Origin of the sequence: Pseudomonas sp. SJZ079 (genome assembly GCF_007993865.1) — a bacterium.
Taxonomy (GTDB): Bacteria; Pseudomonadota; Gammaproteobacteria; order Pseudomonadales; family Pseudomonadaceae; genus Aquipseudomonas.
On sequence record NZ_VIUH01000001.1, the window covers coordinates 65,330 to 81,218 of the forward strand.

A 15,889-nucleotide genomic window follows, 5' to 3' on the forward strand; every position below is an offset into this window, starting at 1 on the left:
TCTGTATGCTGCGCTTTTTAAATCCAAATGCTCTTGGATGGAAAGGGCTCTGGCTGATCCGAGGTGCATGCCAGCGCTCGCGACAGCTCTCCGCCCCGACTGGCGTAAACCTAACTCCTCCGCTAAGAACCAGCTGAAAGCGCTAGTTGTGATCTCTCAGTAGGTTGTTCATCCGGGGCATTCCCGAAGTTCTTGAAGCGCGACGAGTTATCACGGGCTATGGCCCGGAGCGGCAACGCCGTATTGAGGTTTCAGCGCCAACTTTGACTGATCGAGCCCGTCACACAGAGCCCTAGCAATGCCCGCGCAGCAGCAGAAACGCTTTCGCTATACCGCACCGTTTAAACCGCGAGCAAAAAAACCGCGACCCTTGGGTCGCGGTTTTTCACAGGGGTGACTGCGAATCAGGCTCAGGCCTTATTGCGCAGTTTCTCCGGGTTGATCAGGAAGCGTGCCAGAGCAGGCAGCAGCCAGATCGCCCCGATCATGTTCCAGAGGAACATAAAGGTCAGCATCAGCCCCATATCCGCCTGGAACTTGATCGCCGAGAAGATCCAGGTTGCCACCCCGATCGCCAGACAGACGCCGGTGAACAGCACGGCCTTACCGGTCGACTTGAGGGTCTCGTAGTAGGCTTCCTGCAACGACAGTCCTTGGCGCAGGTAGGTTTCCAGTCGACTGTAGATATAGATGCCGTAATCGACACCGATACCCACGCCGAGGGCAATCACCGGCAGGGTCGCCACCTTCACGCCAATGCCCATATAGGCCATCAGCGCGTTACCCAGTACCGACGTCAGCACCAGCGGCAAGATGACACAGAGCGTGGCGGCCACTGAGCGGAACGTCAGCAGGCACATGATGCTCACGGCCGCATAGACCGCCACCAGCATGGTGGTTTCGGACGCCGCGATCACCTCGTTGGTGGCCGCTTCAATACCAGCGTTACCCGCCGCCAGGATGAACTGCAGGTCGTCCTTGTTGTTTTCCTTGGCGAAGGCCTCGACCACCTTGACCGTACGCTCCAGCGTTTCTGCCTTGTGGTCATTGAGGAACACCAACACCGGTGCCACCGAGCAATCGGCGTTGTACAAGCCATCGGCACGGGCAATCGAGTTGTTCAGCACATCCTGGTTGCGCGACAAGGTCTCCCATTTCAGGTTGCCCTCGTTCATCCCTTTGATCACCTGACGCGATACCGTGACCATGGAAATGGCCGACTGCACGCCTTCGGTGTTTTCCATCTTCCACATCAGCTCATCCATGGCTGACAGTGCCTGATAGGAGGAGCAACGCTCGGGCCCGCTTTTAACCATCACCACCAGCACATCGGAACTGGTCGAATAGTTGCGGATGACGAAATCGTTATCCAGGTTGTAACGCGAATCCGGATGCAGTTCGGGCGCGCCCTGATCGAGGTCGCCGATCTTCAGGTTCTGGCCATACCAGATACCGCCCCCCAAAGCACCCAGGGCAATGACCACGGAAATCGGTGCGATCATCGGATGGGCGAAATTGGAGACCAGGCGCCAGATTGGGTGATCCTTGACCGCATCCTCACGGCTGATCCTTACCGCCTTCTTGCCAATACCGATGTAGGAAATCATCACTGGCAGGAGGATCAGGTTGGTCAGGATGATGACCGCCACACCCATCGAAGCACCAATGGCCAACTCACGGATTACACCGATATCGATAAGCAGCAAGGTCACGAAACCCACGGCATCCGAGAGCAGCGCCACTAGACCGGGGATGAACAACTGGCGGAAGGCCATCCGCGCGGCAGACAAGGAGTCGGTCGCCTCGCCGGAGGCCATGGCAATGCCGTTGATCTTCTGCACACCATGGGAAATGCCGATGGCGAAGACCAGGAACGGCACCAGCATCGAGTAAGGGTCGAGACCGAAACCAAGGGTATGCAGCAAGCCCAGCTGCCAGATCACCGCAATCAGCGTGGCGACAATGACCGCCAGCGCACTCTTGAAGCAATGGGTGAACCACAGCAGGAGGACGAAGGTAATCCCGATGGCCACGGCAAAGAACAGCGCAACACCGACCAGACCATCGATCAGGTCGCCCACCTTCTTGGCAAAACCGATGACATGGACCTTAATATTGGGGTTTTGCGCCTGGTATTTCTCGCGAATCTTCTCCTCCAACTCATGGGAGAACTTCTGGTAATCCAGGGGGATCAGCTTGCTCTGGTCGTTAGGATCCGGATACGACTCCAGCAGCGGCACATCGACAATGCTCGACTTGAAGTTGTTCGCCACCAAGCGACCGACTTGCCCGGACTTGAGAATATTGCTGCGCAACTCCTCGAGGCTGTTCGAGGAGCCATCGTAGGTTTGTGGAATCACCTCACCACCGGCGAAGCCTTCCTCGGTCACTTCGGTCCAGCGTACGCTCGGGCTCCACAGTGACTTCAGGCCGGAACGATCCACACCGGGAATATAAAAGGCTTCGTCGTTGATCTGACGCAGCGTCTCCATGTACTCCTTGGAGAAGATGTCGCCTTCGACCGCCTCTACGGAAATTCGTACGGTGTTGCCCAGGTTGGCCAGGTCATTGCGATGCTCGAGCATCTTCTGGATATAGGGATGTCCCAGCGGAATCATCTTCTCGAAGCTGGTTTGCGGACGCACCTGCGAAGCCTGGTAGAACAGGAAAACACTGATGATCAGGCACAGCAGAATCACCGCAGGACGGTTGTTGAAGATCAACCGTTCCAGGAAAGACGCAGGTTGTTGTTGATGCTTACTCATGCAAACGCTCCCGGCTTATTATTGTTGGCCCAGATCGGCGCCAGTTGGCGAAGCGACATGCACGCCGCCCTGCCCCACCAGAATCAGGTTGCCGTTATCCACTGCGGTCACGCCGGCCAGCGAAAGCCGGTCGGCGCGGTTGACCAAATTAAAGGTACGCCCGTGATCCGTGCTCTTCAGCACGGTACCGCTATGCCCGACCACCACGATCGAGCCATCGGCCAACAAGTTGCCGTCGGCCAGACCGAACTTCAGCGGTCCATTGTTCGGGGTATTCAGTTCGATCTGCTCCCAGCTATCGCCAAAGTCGGCAGAGCGGAACAGATGACCACGCAGGCCATAAACCAGCAGGGTGCCGGCTTCATTCGTGCCCAGGGCACCGAACAAGGAGCCTTCGTACGGGCCTTTGAGGGTTTCCCAGGTTTGCCCCCAATCGGCCGAGCGGAACATGCTGCCCAATTCACCAACAACAAATAGCCCGGAATCCTTGACTGCGACGATGGCATTCAGGTGATAGCCATCTTCATTGTCCAGACGGTCACTGACATCCTCCCAGCTTGCCCCACCATCGGTGGTTGCCAGTAAAGCGCCATAGGCGCCGACGGCATAACCGGTATTGAGGTCTTTGAACCAGACGTCGAGCAGCGGCGCTTCACGCTCCAGGTCTTCGAACTGCTTGACCCAGGTCAGACCGCCATCGCTGCTGGCGAGGATTTGTGCGTCGTGGCCTACCGCCCAGCCATGCTGGTCATCGACAAAGAACAACGCAGTGAGCAACTGCTTGGTCGGCACCTTGGCTTGCGTCCAAGTGGCACCGTTGTCATCGGAGTAAAGGATATGACCGCGATCACCCACCACCACCAGACGTTTGCCGACGCTGGCAACATCCAACAGCAGGCTTTTTACCGCCTTGGGTGACTCGATGGAGTAATTAGCAGCTGAGCCGGCGGCAGTTTGCGCCTGCAGTGGTGTAGCGATAAAAGTCAGCATCGACAGCACACTGCACAGCGAGAGTGCTTTAGCCAGCGGCGAGTGGACGCACAACACCGGAGCGCGGAACAATCCCGCGGCATGACCGGCCAGGGTGCGCCGCATGACGGGCTCACTCATATACCTTCCCCTTTATTGTTATAGCTGGTACTGCCATTTAGCAGGCCGCCTATGCTATCGAGCTTTAGAAAGGCCTGACAATCAGTGAGACGTTATGTTTTGTTAAGGCAAACCCGCGTGATTGACCGCCCATTCGACTCGCGAATGCACAAAGGCCGCTACAACTGTAGCGGCCTTTGGCCAAGACTACCTAACCTTTAACGGGTCCCGCGTCGACGCAGGGCGGCCGGTTTGAAGTAACCGTCGTCTGGAATCGGCTGACTGAAGTCGATGGTGTTCGACTCTTCGTTGTCCAGGTTCTGTACGTGGTAACGACGCGCCTGCAAATCGTGGAACACATCCAGCGCCGACCAGGTGGTCGGCAGATCGTAGTAGTTCTTCAGATAGGCAATCGACACACGCCACAGCTCGCCACGACCGTCGTACTGATCGACTACCGCCGCTTGCCAGCTGTCCTCGTCGAGGTACAGGGTGCGCTTGGAGTAGATATGACGGGCGCCGGGCTTCAACGTGCCCTCTACGACCCACACACGGTGCAGCTCGTTGCGCGTTACTGCCGGGTTCAAGTGGCCAACCTGCAGCAGGTCTGCGTACTTGATCTCCGGGCTGGTGACTTTGTAGTTGTTGTACGGAATGTAAATTTCCTTCTTACCCACCAATTTCCAGTCGTAACGATCTGGAGCACCGTTGAACATATCGGTGTCGTCGGCGGTACGCAGGCCATCGGCTGCGGCGATCGGCGTGTCATACGCCAGGTTCGGCGCGCGACGTACGCGACGCTGGCCGGCGTTGTAGCCCCAGGCCTGGCGAGGCTCTTTCACCTGATCCAGGGTTTCATGCACCAGCACCGCACCACCGGCCAGGCGTGCCGGGCTCTTGGTGAAGGACAGGTAGTAGAACATGATGTTGTTCATGTTGGCGTACGAGCCCTTCGGGTCGTAGAACTTGAACAGGGCTTCCTGCTGCGAGGTTACCAGCGAGTAGGCGCCATTGCGCTGCACCGCCACTTCAGAGGCACGGCGCACGATATAGCTGCCGCGATAGCGGGTGATGTGGTTCCACAGCGCCTCGACCCCATTCTGCGGAATCGGGAACGGGATGCCGCCGTAGGCGTCGGAGAAACCATTACCACCGTCCAGCAGCTTGGCGCTGGTGGCGTTCTTGATGCTGTTGTCGTAGACCCACTGTGGCGCCGAGCCGGAGCGACGGGTCTGATACACCGGCATCTGGTAGCTGTTCGGGTAGGTGTTGAACAGCGCAATCTGACCGGCCGTCAGGTTGTCTTTGTACTGTTCCAGGTTGGCCTTGGTGATGGTGAACAGTGGCGTGTCGCCGGCAAATGGGTCCGAATGGTGTTGCCCCGCGCCCTTGTAGTCGGCAGGCGCCTTGGTGATACCGCCAGTCCACTCCGGAATGGTACCCGCGGCATTACCCGCCTTCTCGGCACCAAAGGGTGTCAGGCTCGCGCCCAGCTTGGCCGCTTCTTGTGGCGAAACCGCCGCCAGCGCGCTACCTGCAGACAGTGCCAGCGCAATGGCAGCCCCCATCAGCGTGTGTTTTATCAACATTGTGATCTCCGTGATAAATCGTCGGGCGTCCACCCGCGGGCGCCCGATAGGGTTCTGGTTAAGGCTTAGAAGGAGTACTTGACGTTCAGACCGATGTTGTCGCGATCGCGCGCCGAGTTGTTCTGACCGGCGCCATAGAATTCGGTGTACTGAACCTCGGCCTCCAGACTGTTCAGGTAGCTGGCGCGCAGACCGACGGTGTAGGCCTTACGGCCTTCGATGAAGTTGCCGGTCTGGTGCGAGTTGCCTTCGAAGTCATCCTTGTAAACGGCGAACGGCGACAGGTTCACCCCGGCGTAGACGTCGTTCCAGGTACCGGACAGCAACAGGGTGTAGCCGTAGGCGTTCTTGTTGATCTGGTCATCGCGGTCATAACCGGAGATGTAGGAACCGTTCGGACGGCCGGCGTAATAACGGTTGCCGTTACGCGACTGATACTGCAAATCGCTGCCGCGCAGATGCTCGGACGCCAGTTCGGCAACACCGAACAGCGAATCGAAGCCGAGGGTCGGACCAAAGTTGTAGATGGTACCCAAGGAGGCGTTGAAGGCCTCGACGCGTTCCGAGTTATGGATTTCATCGTCCAGCTGGACGATCTGTCCGCCGATATTCGCCGAGCGACCGGATGACAGGAAAGCCGCCTGGGTGAGCAAGTCGCCCAACAGATCGTTGGTTGCCGCGATACCGATCGGCATGTTCGGCCGGTAGGCCAGGTCACCGAACACCGAAGCCTCGCCGAGCGTGGTATTGAAGCTCATACCATACATGCGGATGTCTTCGGCATACTCGCGTCGACCGATCACGTTGTTGGCCAGATCGACTGCGGCCAGTCCGCCTACGGCAGTGTTGACTGCGCCGCCTAGAGCCCCGGCATAGGCGGCAGCTAGCGCCGGATTAAGCGCCGGGTTAGCAATGACCGCCTGCAGAGTAGCCAAAGGCACACCAGCCTGTGCAGCAACCGCCTGCTGCACCTGTGGCGTCAGCGCTGGGGTGGCTGCCCCAGCAAGGGTCGCCAAATCCAGACCGGTAAAACTGCTGTCCACCTCGGCGAAGATGGTCGGTTCCTTGGCGTGGTAGTTGACGAAATAGAAGCCGAACTCGGTAGAGTTCAGTTCTTCGGCGATATAGCGGAATGCCACGCCAAACTGCCCGTCGTTCTTGGCATTCAGGTCGCTGCCAATGGTCGCCACCTTGATGGTGCCGTTGCTGTCGAAGAAGTCGTTGCCGCCAAGACCACCGACCCTGCCCGCTGAAAGCCCGGCATACAGCGGCTGCAGAGCCGCCAGGGCCCGTTGCTCGCTGTAAGCGGTGTTACCACCATCGGCGAACAGATCGGTCTCGGAGAAGTAGGTCCCGACCGGGTCGATAGCCGACTCCTTCCAGTTGAACTGGTAGAAGGTTTCCATCGACAGGTTGTCGGTCAAGCCGACACTGAAGTTCAGTGCCTCGACCGGCACCAGTACTTCCTTCAGTTCGGAACCCGGCAAACGGAATTTGGCCGCATCCACCGGGTTGGTGGTGTTGATGCCGCCACGGTAGAAGATGCCCTCGCCCCAGTTGAATACCTGACGCCCCAAGCGTGCGCTGACCGGCATGTCGGCCACATCCCAGTTGCCATAGACATAGGCGTCGAGGATTTGCGCATCGCGACCGGCCTTGTGGCGGGTCTGATAGGTGAAACGATCATCCTTGGGGAAGCTCTGGCTCGGCTGCACCGGATCGTTGGCGCTGTAGTAGTCGTTGCGCTTGTCCATGATCTGGGTGTCATAGAACGCCGTGCCACGGACGAACAAGCCATAGTTCTTGTAAGTCGCGCCCATGTCGGAGGTGATCTTGTACACCTCGGAGACCAGGCCGGTATCGAAGTTGCGATTACCGTCATTGGTGTTGATGTCGTTGTTGCTCTTGTCCTGCCCCTGCACGCGCCACAGCTGGCCGTAAGACACAGTAGTGTCGATGGAGCCGGTGATTTCATTGTCGGCGAAGCTGAACTCAACCGCGTGAGCATGGACGGCAACCAGCAGGGGCAGGATGCCGGCAAAAGCAAAACCGGCCTTGGCTGGCGCAAAACGCAATATGGGTTTGCGGGACTTAATTTCCATCGAGACTTCACTCCGTGGACAAACAGATCATTCTTTTTGCGCCCACGAACCGGGGCACGACATAGCCGTACTGACGACGACTTTTGGTTGATTGGAAGGAAAAAACCTGCGCGCTTGCAGGTCATTGAAAGTCATCGCGGGCGGCCCTCGGCTGTTACTCCGCGTCGCTACGTGGCGCCTTGAGACCCACATAGTGGGTTCAGGAACTAGCGCTACCCGTAGGAAGCGGCTACGCCCTAGCCTTCCTCGCGAACCTTCAACGATCTGTTACGCGCGCCTCACCGCTAGGCATGCACCATCGCGGGGCCGAATCCGCATTGGTATTGCAACCATAGTGCCAATTCAAACGAGCGTATAAAAACCAGGCACCCAGCGGACACAGAACCCATCAAGCCATTTTGTGACCGATCATTCACTGAACAAATAATACAAACGCCAGCAAAGGCTGGCTTATTTTGTCTGACAACCTGACGCGTTACGTCCCTTCACACGACCAGCCACTGCGAATCAGCCTCAGGAAAAGCAGGCACAGTCAAGCCAGCCGGCGCAATCTTAAGTAAGAAAGCGCATAAGCCAATCTGCTGAAATTCTTTTAGGTAACAAAAAAGTGTTACCCGCCAGAGACGAGTAACACTTTCAGAGGAACAGAGCAGCCCTTAGGCGAGACTCTTGCTGACCACTTCGAAGACATCGCTGGACAGCTCGCCGGACGCGAGAATTCGCTCCAGCTCGGCCTTCATCAGGGACTGACGCGCCGCATCGTATTTACCCCAGCGGGTCAACGGCGCCAGCAACCGTGAGGCAATCTGCGGGTTGAGGGCATTCAGGATGATCACCTGATCAGCCAGGAAGCGGTAACCGCTGCCATCGGCCAGGTGGAAGTTCACCGGGTTCTGCCCGGTAAAGGCCCCAATCAAAGCCCGTACCTTGTTCGGGTTCTTCAGGGTGAACGCCGGGTGTTGCATCAGCTGCTGCACCCGCGCCAAGGCACCCGGCAGGGCACTGGCCGCCTGCACGCTGAACCACTGGTCCATGACCAGCGGGTTGTCCTTGAAGAAGTCGGCAAAGCTGGCCAGGGCCTTGGCTTTTTCGGCGTCGAACGGCGAATTGATCAACACCGCCAGGGCCGTCAGGCGCTCGGTCATGTTGTCGCACGCCTCGAACTGCTCCAGACAAGCCGCCAGCACTTCGGGTTTGCCGCTGAGCATCAGGTAGGACAGCGCGATGTTCTGCAGGCTACGCCGAGCAAAGTGCCGGTCTTCGGCGACATAGGCACTGCTACGAGAGACTTCGCGGTTGCTCTGATAGCGCTGCCACAGCGGCTCGAACAGGGCCTCGGCCAACTGCAGGCGAGCGAATTCGCGGGCGCCATGAATGGCCTCGACATCGGCCACCTCGCTGATCTCGGTGAGGTAGGCCTCGCCCGGCAGCGAGAGCATCTCGGCAACCATGGCCTGATCCAGCTGTTGGTTCTCCAACACGCTACGCAGGGCGGCGATCAGGCGTTGGTCCATGACCAGCGGCTGGCCGCGCTGATGCTGGCCGATCAACTCCTGCAGCACCTGCACCGACAGTTGCTGGCCCGCCTCCCAGCGGTTGAAGCCGTCGCTGTCGTGCTGCATGAGGAACATCAGCTGATCACGGTTGTAAGGGAAGCTCAGTTTCACCGGCGCCGAGAAACCGCGCAGCAGCGACGGCAGCGGCTGTTCAGCCACGTCTTCGAAGGTGACGGTTTGCTCGGCCTCACTGATGGCGATCACCCGCGAAGTGCCGAGCGCAGCGGTCTCACCATCCAGGCGCAGCGGCAACTCGCCACCCTGGGCATCGAGCAGGCCCAGCTCAACGGGGATGACGAACGGCAGCTTCTCGCTCTGCCCCGGCGTAGCCGGGCAGCTCTGGCTGAAGGTCAGGCTGTAGCGCTTGGCTGCCGCATCATAGGCCTCGCTGACCGCCAGGCGCGGCGTGCCGCCTTGGCTGTACCAGCGTTTGAACTGGCTCAGGTCGACGCCATTGGCATCTTCCATGGCCTTGATGAAGTCATCGCAGGTCACCGCCTGGCCATCGTGGCGCTCAAAGTACAGGTCGCTGCCCTTGCGGAAGCCTTCGCTGCCGAGCAGGGTGCGAATCATCCGCACCACTTCCGAGCCCTTCTCGTACACGGTCAGGGTGTAGAAGTTGGAGATCTCGATGAAGGCATCTGGGCGCACCGGATGGGCCATGGGCCCGGCATCCTCGGCGAACTGATGGGTGCGCAGGTAAGCCACGTCCTCGATGCGCTTGACCGTGCGCGAATTCATGTCGGCGCTGAACTCGGCATCACGGAACACCGTGAAGCCTTCCTTGAGCGACAGCTGGAACCAGTCGCGGCAAGTTACCCGGTTACCCGACCAGTTATGGAAATACTCGTGCGCCACCACCGCTTCGACGCGCTGGTGCGCGGCATCGGTGGCGGTCTCGGCCTTGGCCAACACGCAGCTGGAGTTGAAGATATTGAGGCCCTTGTTCTCCATCGCGCCCATGTTGAAGTCGTTAACCGCGACGATCATGAAGATATCCAGGTCGTACTCGCGACCATAGGTCTCCTCGTCCCAGCGCATCGACTTCTTCAGGCTGTCCATGGCGTGCTGGCACTTGTCGACGTTCTCCGGTTCGACATAGATACGCAGCGCCACCTCGCGCTGACTCATGGTGGTGAAGCTGTCCTCCACACACCAGAGGTCGCCGGCCACCAATGCGAACAGGTAGGCCGGCTTCATGAACGGATCTTCCCAGGTCGCCCAGTGCCGAACACTCTTTCCAGGGGCAGTCTCTTCCGGGCCGCTGGCAATCGGGTTGCCGTTGGACAGCAACACCGGGTAGCGATGCTGCTCGGCGCTGAGCGTGGTGGTGAACTTGCTCATCACGTCCGGGCGGTCGAGGTAATAGGTGATCTTGCGGAAACCCTCGGCCTCGCACTGGGTGCAGAACATGCTGCCGGACTTGTACAGGCCTTCCAGTGCGGTGTTGCTTTCCGGATGGATGCGCACGCTGCTGTCGATCACGAAACTCGCGGCTTTCGGTTGCAGGCTCAGGTGGCTGTCGCTCAGCTGGTAATCCGCTTCGGTCAATGTTTGCCCATCCAGCGCCAGCGCCAGCAACTCGAGCTGCTGACCATCCAGCACCAGCGGCGGCAGATCGTTGCCACAGGCCGGGTTACGCCGCATCACCAGTTGCGCATGCACCAGGCTGTGATCCTCGAACAGCTCGAAGGTCAGGTGCGTCTCGTCGATCAGGTAATCCGGCGCCTGATAGTCCTTGAGGTAAATCATCTTCGGCTGTTCGCTGCGCATGGCTGGTGGCCCTTCTGGTTCAGGGCCGTGGCTAGGCCCAAATGTGCGAAGTTTGGTTGTCGACTACTGGTGCAGGCCCGCTAGGCGTGCACGGCCAGCTGGTAGGCCGTGTACTTGCGGATATTGATCACCCCGGTGTCGAACATCAGGTACTGGCCCTTGATACCGATCAAGGTGCCTTCGGCGATGGGATTCTTGTCCAGGTTGAAGCTGGTGATCTTGGCCGGATAGGCCTCTATCGGGTAGGCGATCTCGACCGGCTGCTGATCGCTCAACGGCTGAATGGCTTGCAGGCCGAAGCGCTGCTGCAGTTCGCGCAGCCCCTCGCCACAGCTGTCGAACAGCTGGTCGCGCACCGCCGCCAGGTCGACCGGTGCGGCATCGCCCTTGAGCAAGGCACGCCAGTTGGTCTTGTCCGCCACCTGGCTGCGCAGCAGGTCTTCGACGAAGCCGGACTGCTGGCGGGTCGCCACGCGCAGAATCGGCAGCGCCTGGCTCGCCCCCTGATCCAGCCAGCGCGTCGGTACCTGAGTTCCGCGAGTGATACCGACTTTGACCCCGGAGGAGTTGGCCAGGTAGACCACGTGATCGGTCATGCAGAACTGCTCGCCCCAGCTCGGTTCGCGGCAGGTGCCGGCGTCGTAGTGACAACGCTCCGGACTCATGATGCAGATATCGCACTGCGCGAGTTTCTGCATGCAGGGATAACAGTAACCCTGGCTGAAGCTGGTCTTGGTCTTGCGCCCGCAATGGGTGCAGTGAATGGCGCCGAGGTATTCCAGGCGCAGGCTCTTGCCAATCAACGGATTGACCGGCACCTCCTGCTCATCCAGGCGGAAGGCGTATTGCACTGGGGCTTCCAGGCGTGCCGCCATCTTGCTCAGGGCACCGCGGGCTAGCTCGACCATCAGTGCAGGGTATCCGCGGAGGTCTTGAACAGCAGATTCGGCACTGGCGCGGACTTGGAGCTGCATTCCTGCGGGCCCATATAGCCGATACGCTGATCTTCCGGCAGATTCTGCACTTCCCAGGCAATCAACGCCTGCAGACAGAGTTCTTTCTGCTCCTGAGTCAGCTTGCGGCCATCGGCCCATTTACCGATTTCCACCGCCAGCTTGAGGCTCTGGTAGATCTGCGGAGTGATATTTTCGATAGTTTCTAGGAAGGACGACATACGGGTCTCCGAATACAAAGCGGCAGTTTAACGGCGCTGACGCGCCAGCGCACCGCCCAGCAGGCCAGTGGCACAACCGGCAAGCAGGCCACCGACATGCGCGGCATTGGCAATTGCGCCGAACTGCAGCAGCTCGAAGATCCCGGTCATGCAGATCAGCAGCCAGGCCAGCATCATCACCAGCACCCCAGGCGGCAGGCGGTAGTCGGCGTTCGGCGCCAAACGCTGGTACAGCCAGCAGTGCCCAAGCAGCCCGTAGAGCACCCCGGACAGACCGCCAAACAAGGACGGCCCGCCGAAGCTGTACTGGGCAAGATTCGATATCAGACCGAACAGCAGGGTCAGCCCCAGGAGCATCCAGCTGCCCTGATGCGCCTCGATACGCCGCCCCAGCTCCCAGTACCACAGCGCATTCATGGCCAAGTGGAGCATGCCGAAGTGGATCAGCATCGGCGTCAGCAAGCGCCACCACTGCCCGCTTGCCAAGGTTTCGCCCAGGTAGCTGAAATAGATGTAGTCACCCTGGATGCGAAAATTGACGAAGCTGAGCCAGCGGACCACCGCGAGGTTCTCGCCGAGCAGGGTCAAGGCCGCGACCAGCAATGTCAGCAGCAGTACCCCTGCCGTCAGCGGGCGACTTTTCACCTGCTGGAGAAAGCCTTGCGTCGGTCCGGGTGCAGCGGCCAACCGTACAGCCGGATCACCTTGCGGGTAACGGCTATAGAGATCGCGCACCTGTTCGGCCAAAGCTTCGCCCGGGACCCAGAGCACCTGCTCACCGGCCTCCTCGGATACCCGGTGAGGGACCTGTAAACGCTGCAACAGCTCGATAAAGCCACTGAGGTTGGTCTGCACCGGCAAGCGCAAGACGGCCACTGGGGTCATCGCGGCGCCTCCGGTTTTTCCACTTCGACCCAGGCGAACTTGCTCGGATCGAGACGCGTCTCCCGATCCAAGCGGTACGCCACCAGCTTGCCGTACAGCACCGCGCTGTAGTCCAGACAGGCCAGGTTGGGGCGAATCGGCGCCGGCTTACCGCGGCGCCAGTAATGGCCGACGAACAACAGCGGCTGGTCGGCGCCATATTTCAGCAGCTCGGCCTTTTGCAGCTCACTCAGCGGGGTCTGCGCGGCCAGGGTCGGCAAGGCATCCGGCTGAAAAACGATATCGCCATAGGTCTGCGGGTCTTCTTCCCAGAACTTGGTGCGAAAATGCGAGCGAGTGAAGCCCTCATCGCTGGTCAAGGTCAAGCCATGCGGCAGGCGCATATCGGTGCCGCGCAGCAAGCGATCCAGGGCGGTGCTGGCAAAGCTGCCGGGCACAGCCGAAGCCTTCAGAAAAGCCTCGCTGATGCGCCCGTCGGCAAACTGCGCGCGCAGCGATTCGATCAACCCGGCATCCCAGCAGGCATGCACGACGCGAAAGCGCCCCGCATCAATGAACAACGGCAGCTCATAGAACCAGCCGAGAAACTCACGCCACTCCGCCGGATACGCCGCGAACTGCTCCAGCGTCTCCTGGATCAGCCGGGCATGCCGCGGTGTGTGTTCGCGCACGTACTGGTGACCGCTGCCGGGCGCCGCCGGGGTACTCCAGGCCAAGGCATTGAACTCATGGTTGCCCATGATGCACAGCGCTTCGCCGGCGGCGACCATGTCGCGTACCAGGTGCAAGGCCTCGCGGATACGCGGCCCGCGATCGACCAGATCTCCGAGAAAGATCGCCATGCGCTGCGGGTGACGCCATACACCGCCCTGAATGCGATAGCCGAGGGTGTCGAGCAAGCGCTCCAGGGTGCGCGCGCAACCATGGATGTCGCCGATCAGGTCATAACTGCGTGCCGGATCGAGAATCATCATGCCCCTCCGCCACCGAGACGACTGCCCCAGCCCAACTTGGTGCGACAGATTTCGTAGTAGTTGTGATCGAGCGGATGAATCAGGCAGAGCTTCTGTGGCTTCTTGCGCACCGTAATGGTGTCGCCCGGGGCGCAGGTGAAATGGTTTTGCCCATCGCAGGAGACCTGCGGGTAAATCGACATGTCCTTGGACACGACAATTTTCAACTCGCTATTGCCATCCACCACGATCGGCCGGCTGGACAGCGTATGCGGGTACATCGGCACTATGACGATGGCATCCAGCTTGGGGTGCATGATCGGCCCGCCGGCAGACAAGGCATAGGCGGTAGAGCCGGTCGGCGTAGCGACGATCAGGCCGTCGGCCTTTTGACTGCAGACGAACTGACCATCGATATACAGTTCGAACTCGATCATCCGCGTCGACTTACCTGGGTGCAGCACCACATCGTTGAGCGCATCGCCTTGGCCAATGGCCTCGCCATGCCTGCGCACTTCCGCTTCCAGCAAGAAACGGTTTTCGGTCAGGTAGTTGCCTTCCAGCACCTCGGCGACTTTCTGCTCCAGCTCATCCGGACGAATGTCGGTGAGAAAGCCCAGGTTGCCACGGTTGACGCCGAGCACCGGCACTTTGCTGCGGGCCAGCGCCCGGGCGGCGCCAAGCAGACTGCCATCGCCGCCCACCACAATCACCAGATCGCAGACCTCGCCAAGAATCTTCCGTGACGAGGTTTGCAGACCGTGGCCTGGCAACACCTCGGCAATGGTGTCCTCGAGAATCACATGCAGGTGGCGGTCGAGCAGAAAGTTCTTCAGCCGGCGGATGGTGTCGAGCACCTGGGTACTGCCGAGGCGACCGATAATGCCGATATTACGAAACTGCTCCATGGTGCTCCCGCAAACGCTGAATCCAGAGGGCTCGATTATGGGCGAAAGCCCGCAATAGCGGCAAACTTGAGCCTGGATTAATGATTAAGCGCTATTCTCGATAGCATGATGCCTTTCGCCTCGCTCGCCGACCTGCCCCAACAATTGCGCCAACCTGTAGTGCGGGATCTGGCCTGGGTACTGCTTTCGCAGCCGCTGCTGAGCACCACGCCCTGGCCGCAACGCCACCCGTTCAGTGCCAGCTATTGGGCTCGCCACCCGGGAGCACTGGCCGACTGGCTGCTGCATCTCGACTACGACAGTAGCAGTCTGGTGTCCTGGCTGGCGCGAAGCTCGGTACGCCGTCTGGGCCTGTATTACGAACGCCTCTGGCAGTTCGCCTTGCGCGCCGCCCCGGACATCGAACTGCTCGCAGCCAATCTGCCGATTCGCCTGAGCGGCCATACCCTGGGTGAGCTTGATTTGCTGCTGCGCGATGACGAAGGCGTGCACCACCTGGAGCTGGCGATCAAGTTTTATCTCGGCCCCGAGCAGGATAGCGGCGAACCGCCTGCGCACTGGCTCGGCCCCGGTAGCCTGGACCGCCTGGATATCAAGCTCGACCACCTGAGCCAGCATCAACTGCCGCTATCCGCCCGTGGCGAAGCGCGCGCGGCCCTGGCCGAGCTAGATCTGGTGCATGCCCAGGCGGCACTCTGGCTCGGCGGTTATCTGTTCTACCCCTGGTCGAACCGCTGCACCTCACCACTGGGTGCTAACCCGCAACATTTAAAAGGCCGCTGGCTGCACCGACGCGACTGGCCGAGCCTGACCCTGCAAAGTGCCGACGGCTGCTGGCAGCCTTTGCCGCGCAATGCCTGGCTCGCACCCGCGCGAGTTGCGGCGGACGACCTCTGGTCAAGCGCAAGACTACAGGACTGGTTCGGCGCACTGCCGCCGCAGGCCAATGCGCAATTGTTGGTCAGGCTGGAGTGCGGCCCACAGGACGACTGGCACGAGGCTGAACGGGTATTTCTGGTCGGCGATGAGTGGCCTGCGCTGGCTGAGGAATAAACGCCAACAACGGCTCTCGGTCTACGCGCCCAACAAGCCAGT

At 60.0% G+C, this 15,889-nt stretch carries 11 protein-coding genes; 1 reads left to right on the top strand and 10 read right to left on the bottom strand.

The window, feature by feature from the left end:
• Positions 1-410: 410 nt before the first annotated feature.
• The 10 genes from FBY03_RS00200 to FBY03_RS00245 all read right to left on the bottom strand — a co-directional run bounded on the left by FBY03_RS00200 (position 411) and on the right by FBY03_RS00245 (position 14,794).
• Positions 411-2,765 (bottom strand): RND family transporter, encoded by a 2,355-nt coding sequence (locus tag FBY03_RS00200; RefSeq protein ID WP_147170170.1) that lies wholly within the window; start codon positions 2,763-2,765, stop codon positions 411-413.
• Between the two features lie 18 nt (positions 2,766-2,783).
• Positions 2,784-3,875, bottom strand: a complete 1,092-nt coding sequence (locus tag FBY03_RS00205) for a YCF48-related protein (RefSeq protein WP_256677810.1) — start codon at positions 3,873-3,875, stop codon at positions 2,784-2,786.
• A 197-nt stretch (positions 3,876-4,072) separates the two neighbouring features.
• The gene (locus FBY03_RS00210; RefSeq protein ID WP_147170172.1) at positions 4,073-5,443 is read right to left on the bottom strand and encodes a DUF1329 domain-containing protein; all 1,371 of its coding nucleotides are present in this window, start codon (positions 5,441-5,443) and stop codon (positions 4,073-4,075) included.
• A gap of 65 nt (positions 5,444-5,508) precedes the next feature.
• Positions 5,509-7,545 carry a DUF1302 domain-containing protein gene (locus FBY03_RS00215; RefSeq protein ID WP_147170173.1) on the bottom strand — a complete coding sequence of 679 codons (2,037 nt, stop codon included), beginning with the start codon at positions 7,543-7,545 and terminating at the stop codon, positions 5,509-5,511.
• A gap of 656 nt (positions 7,546-8,201) precedes the next feature.
• Positions 8,202-10,874 carry an aminopeptidase N gene (gene pepN, locus FBY03_RS00220; protein WP_147170174.1) on the bottom strand — a complete coding sequence of 891 codons (2,673 nt, stop codon included), beginning with the start codon at positions 10,872-10,874 and terminating at the stop codon, positions 8,202-8,204.
• Positions 10,875-10,954: 80 nt separating this feature from the next.
• Positions 10,955-11,782, bottom strand: a complete 828-nt coding sequence (locus FBY03_RS00225) for a DUF2797 domain-containing protein (protein ID WP_147170176.1) — start codon at positions 11,780-11,782, stop codon at positions 10,955-10,957.
• Entirely contained in the window at positions 11,782-12,048 is a 267-nt protein-coding gene (locus FBY03_RS00230; protein ID WP_147170178.1) for a YeaC family protein, read from the bottom strand. Before FBY03_RS00230 ends, FBY03_RS00225 begins: the two co-directional genes overlap by 1 nt.
• Before the next feature lie 27 nt (positions 12,049-12,075).
• Positions 12,076-12,933 carry a rhomboid family intramembrane serine protease gene (locus FBY03_RS00235; RefSeq protein ID WP_147170179.1) on the bottom strand — a complete coding sequence of 286 codons (858 nt, stop codon included), beginning with the start codon at positions 12,931-12,933 and terminating at the stop codon, positions 12,076-12,078.
• Positions 12,930-13,904, bottom strand: a complete 975-nt coding sequence (locus FBY03_RS00240) for a metallophosphoesterase (RefSeq protein ID WP_178090532.1) — start codon at positions 13,902-13,904, stop codon at positions 12,930-12,932. Before FBY03_RS00240 ends, FBY03_RS00235 begins: the two co-directional genes overlap by 4 nt.
• Positions 13,904-14,794: an NAD(+) kinase gene (locus tag FBY03_RS00245; RefSeq protein WP_025165549.1), complete on the bottom strand. Its 891-nt coding sequence runs from the start codon at positions 14,792-14,794 to the stop codon at positions 13,904-13,906. The genes FBY03_RS00240 and FBY03_RS00245 overlap by 1 nt, the downstream gene beginning before the upstream one ends.
• Positions 14,795-14,899: 105 nt before the next feature.
• Here FBY03_RS00245 and FBY03_RS00250 point away from each other — a divergent pair, with 105 nt between their 5' ends.
• The gene (locus FBY03_RS00250) at positions 14,900-15,847 is read left to right on the top strand and encodes a DUF1853 family protein (RefSeq protein WP_147170181.1); all 948 of its coding nucleotides are present in this window, start codon (positions 14,900-14,902) and stop codon (positions 15,845-15,847) included.
• Positions 15,848-15,889 lie beyond the last annotated feature (42 nt).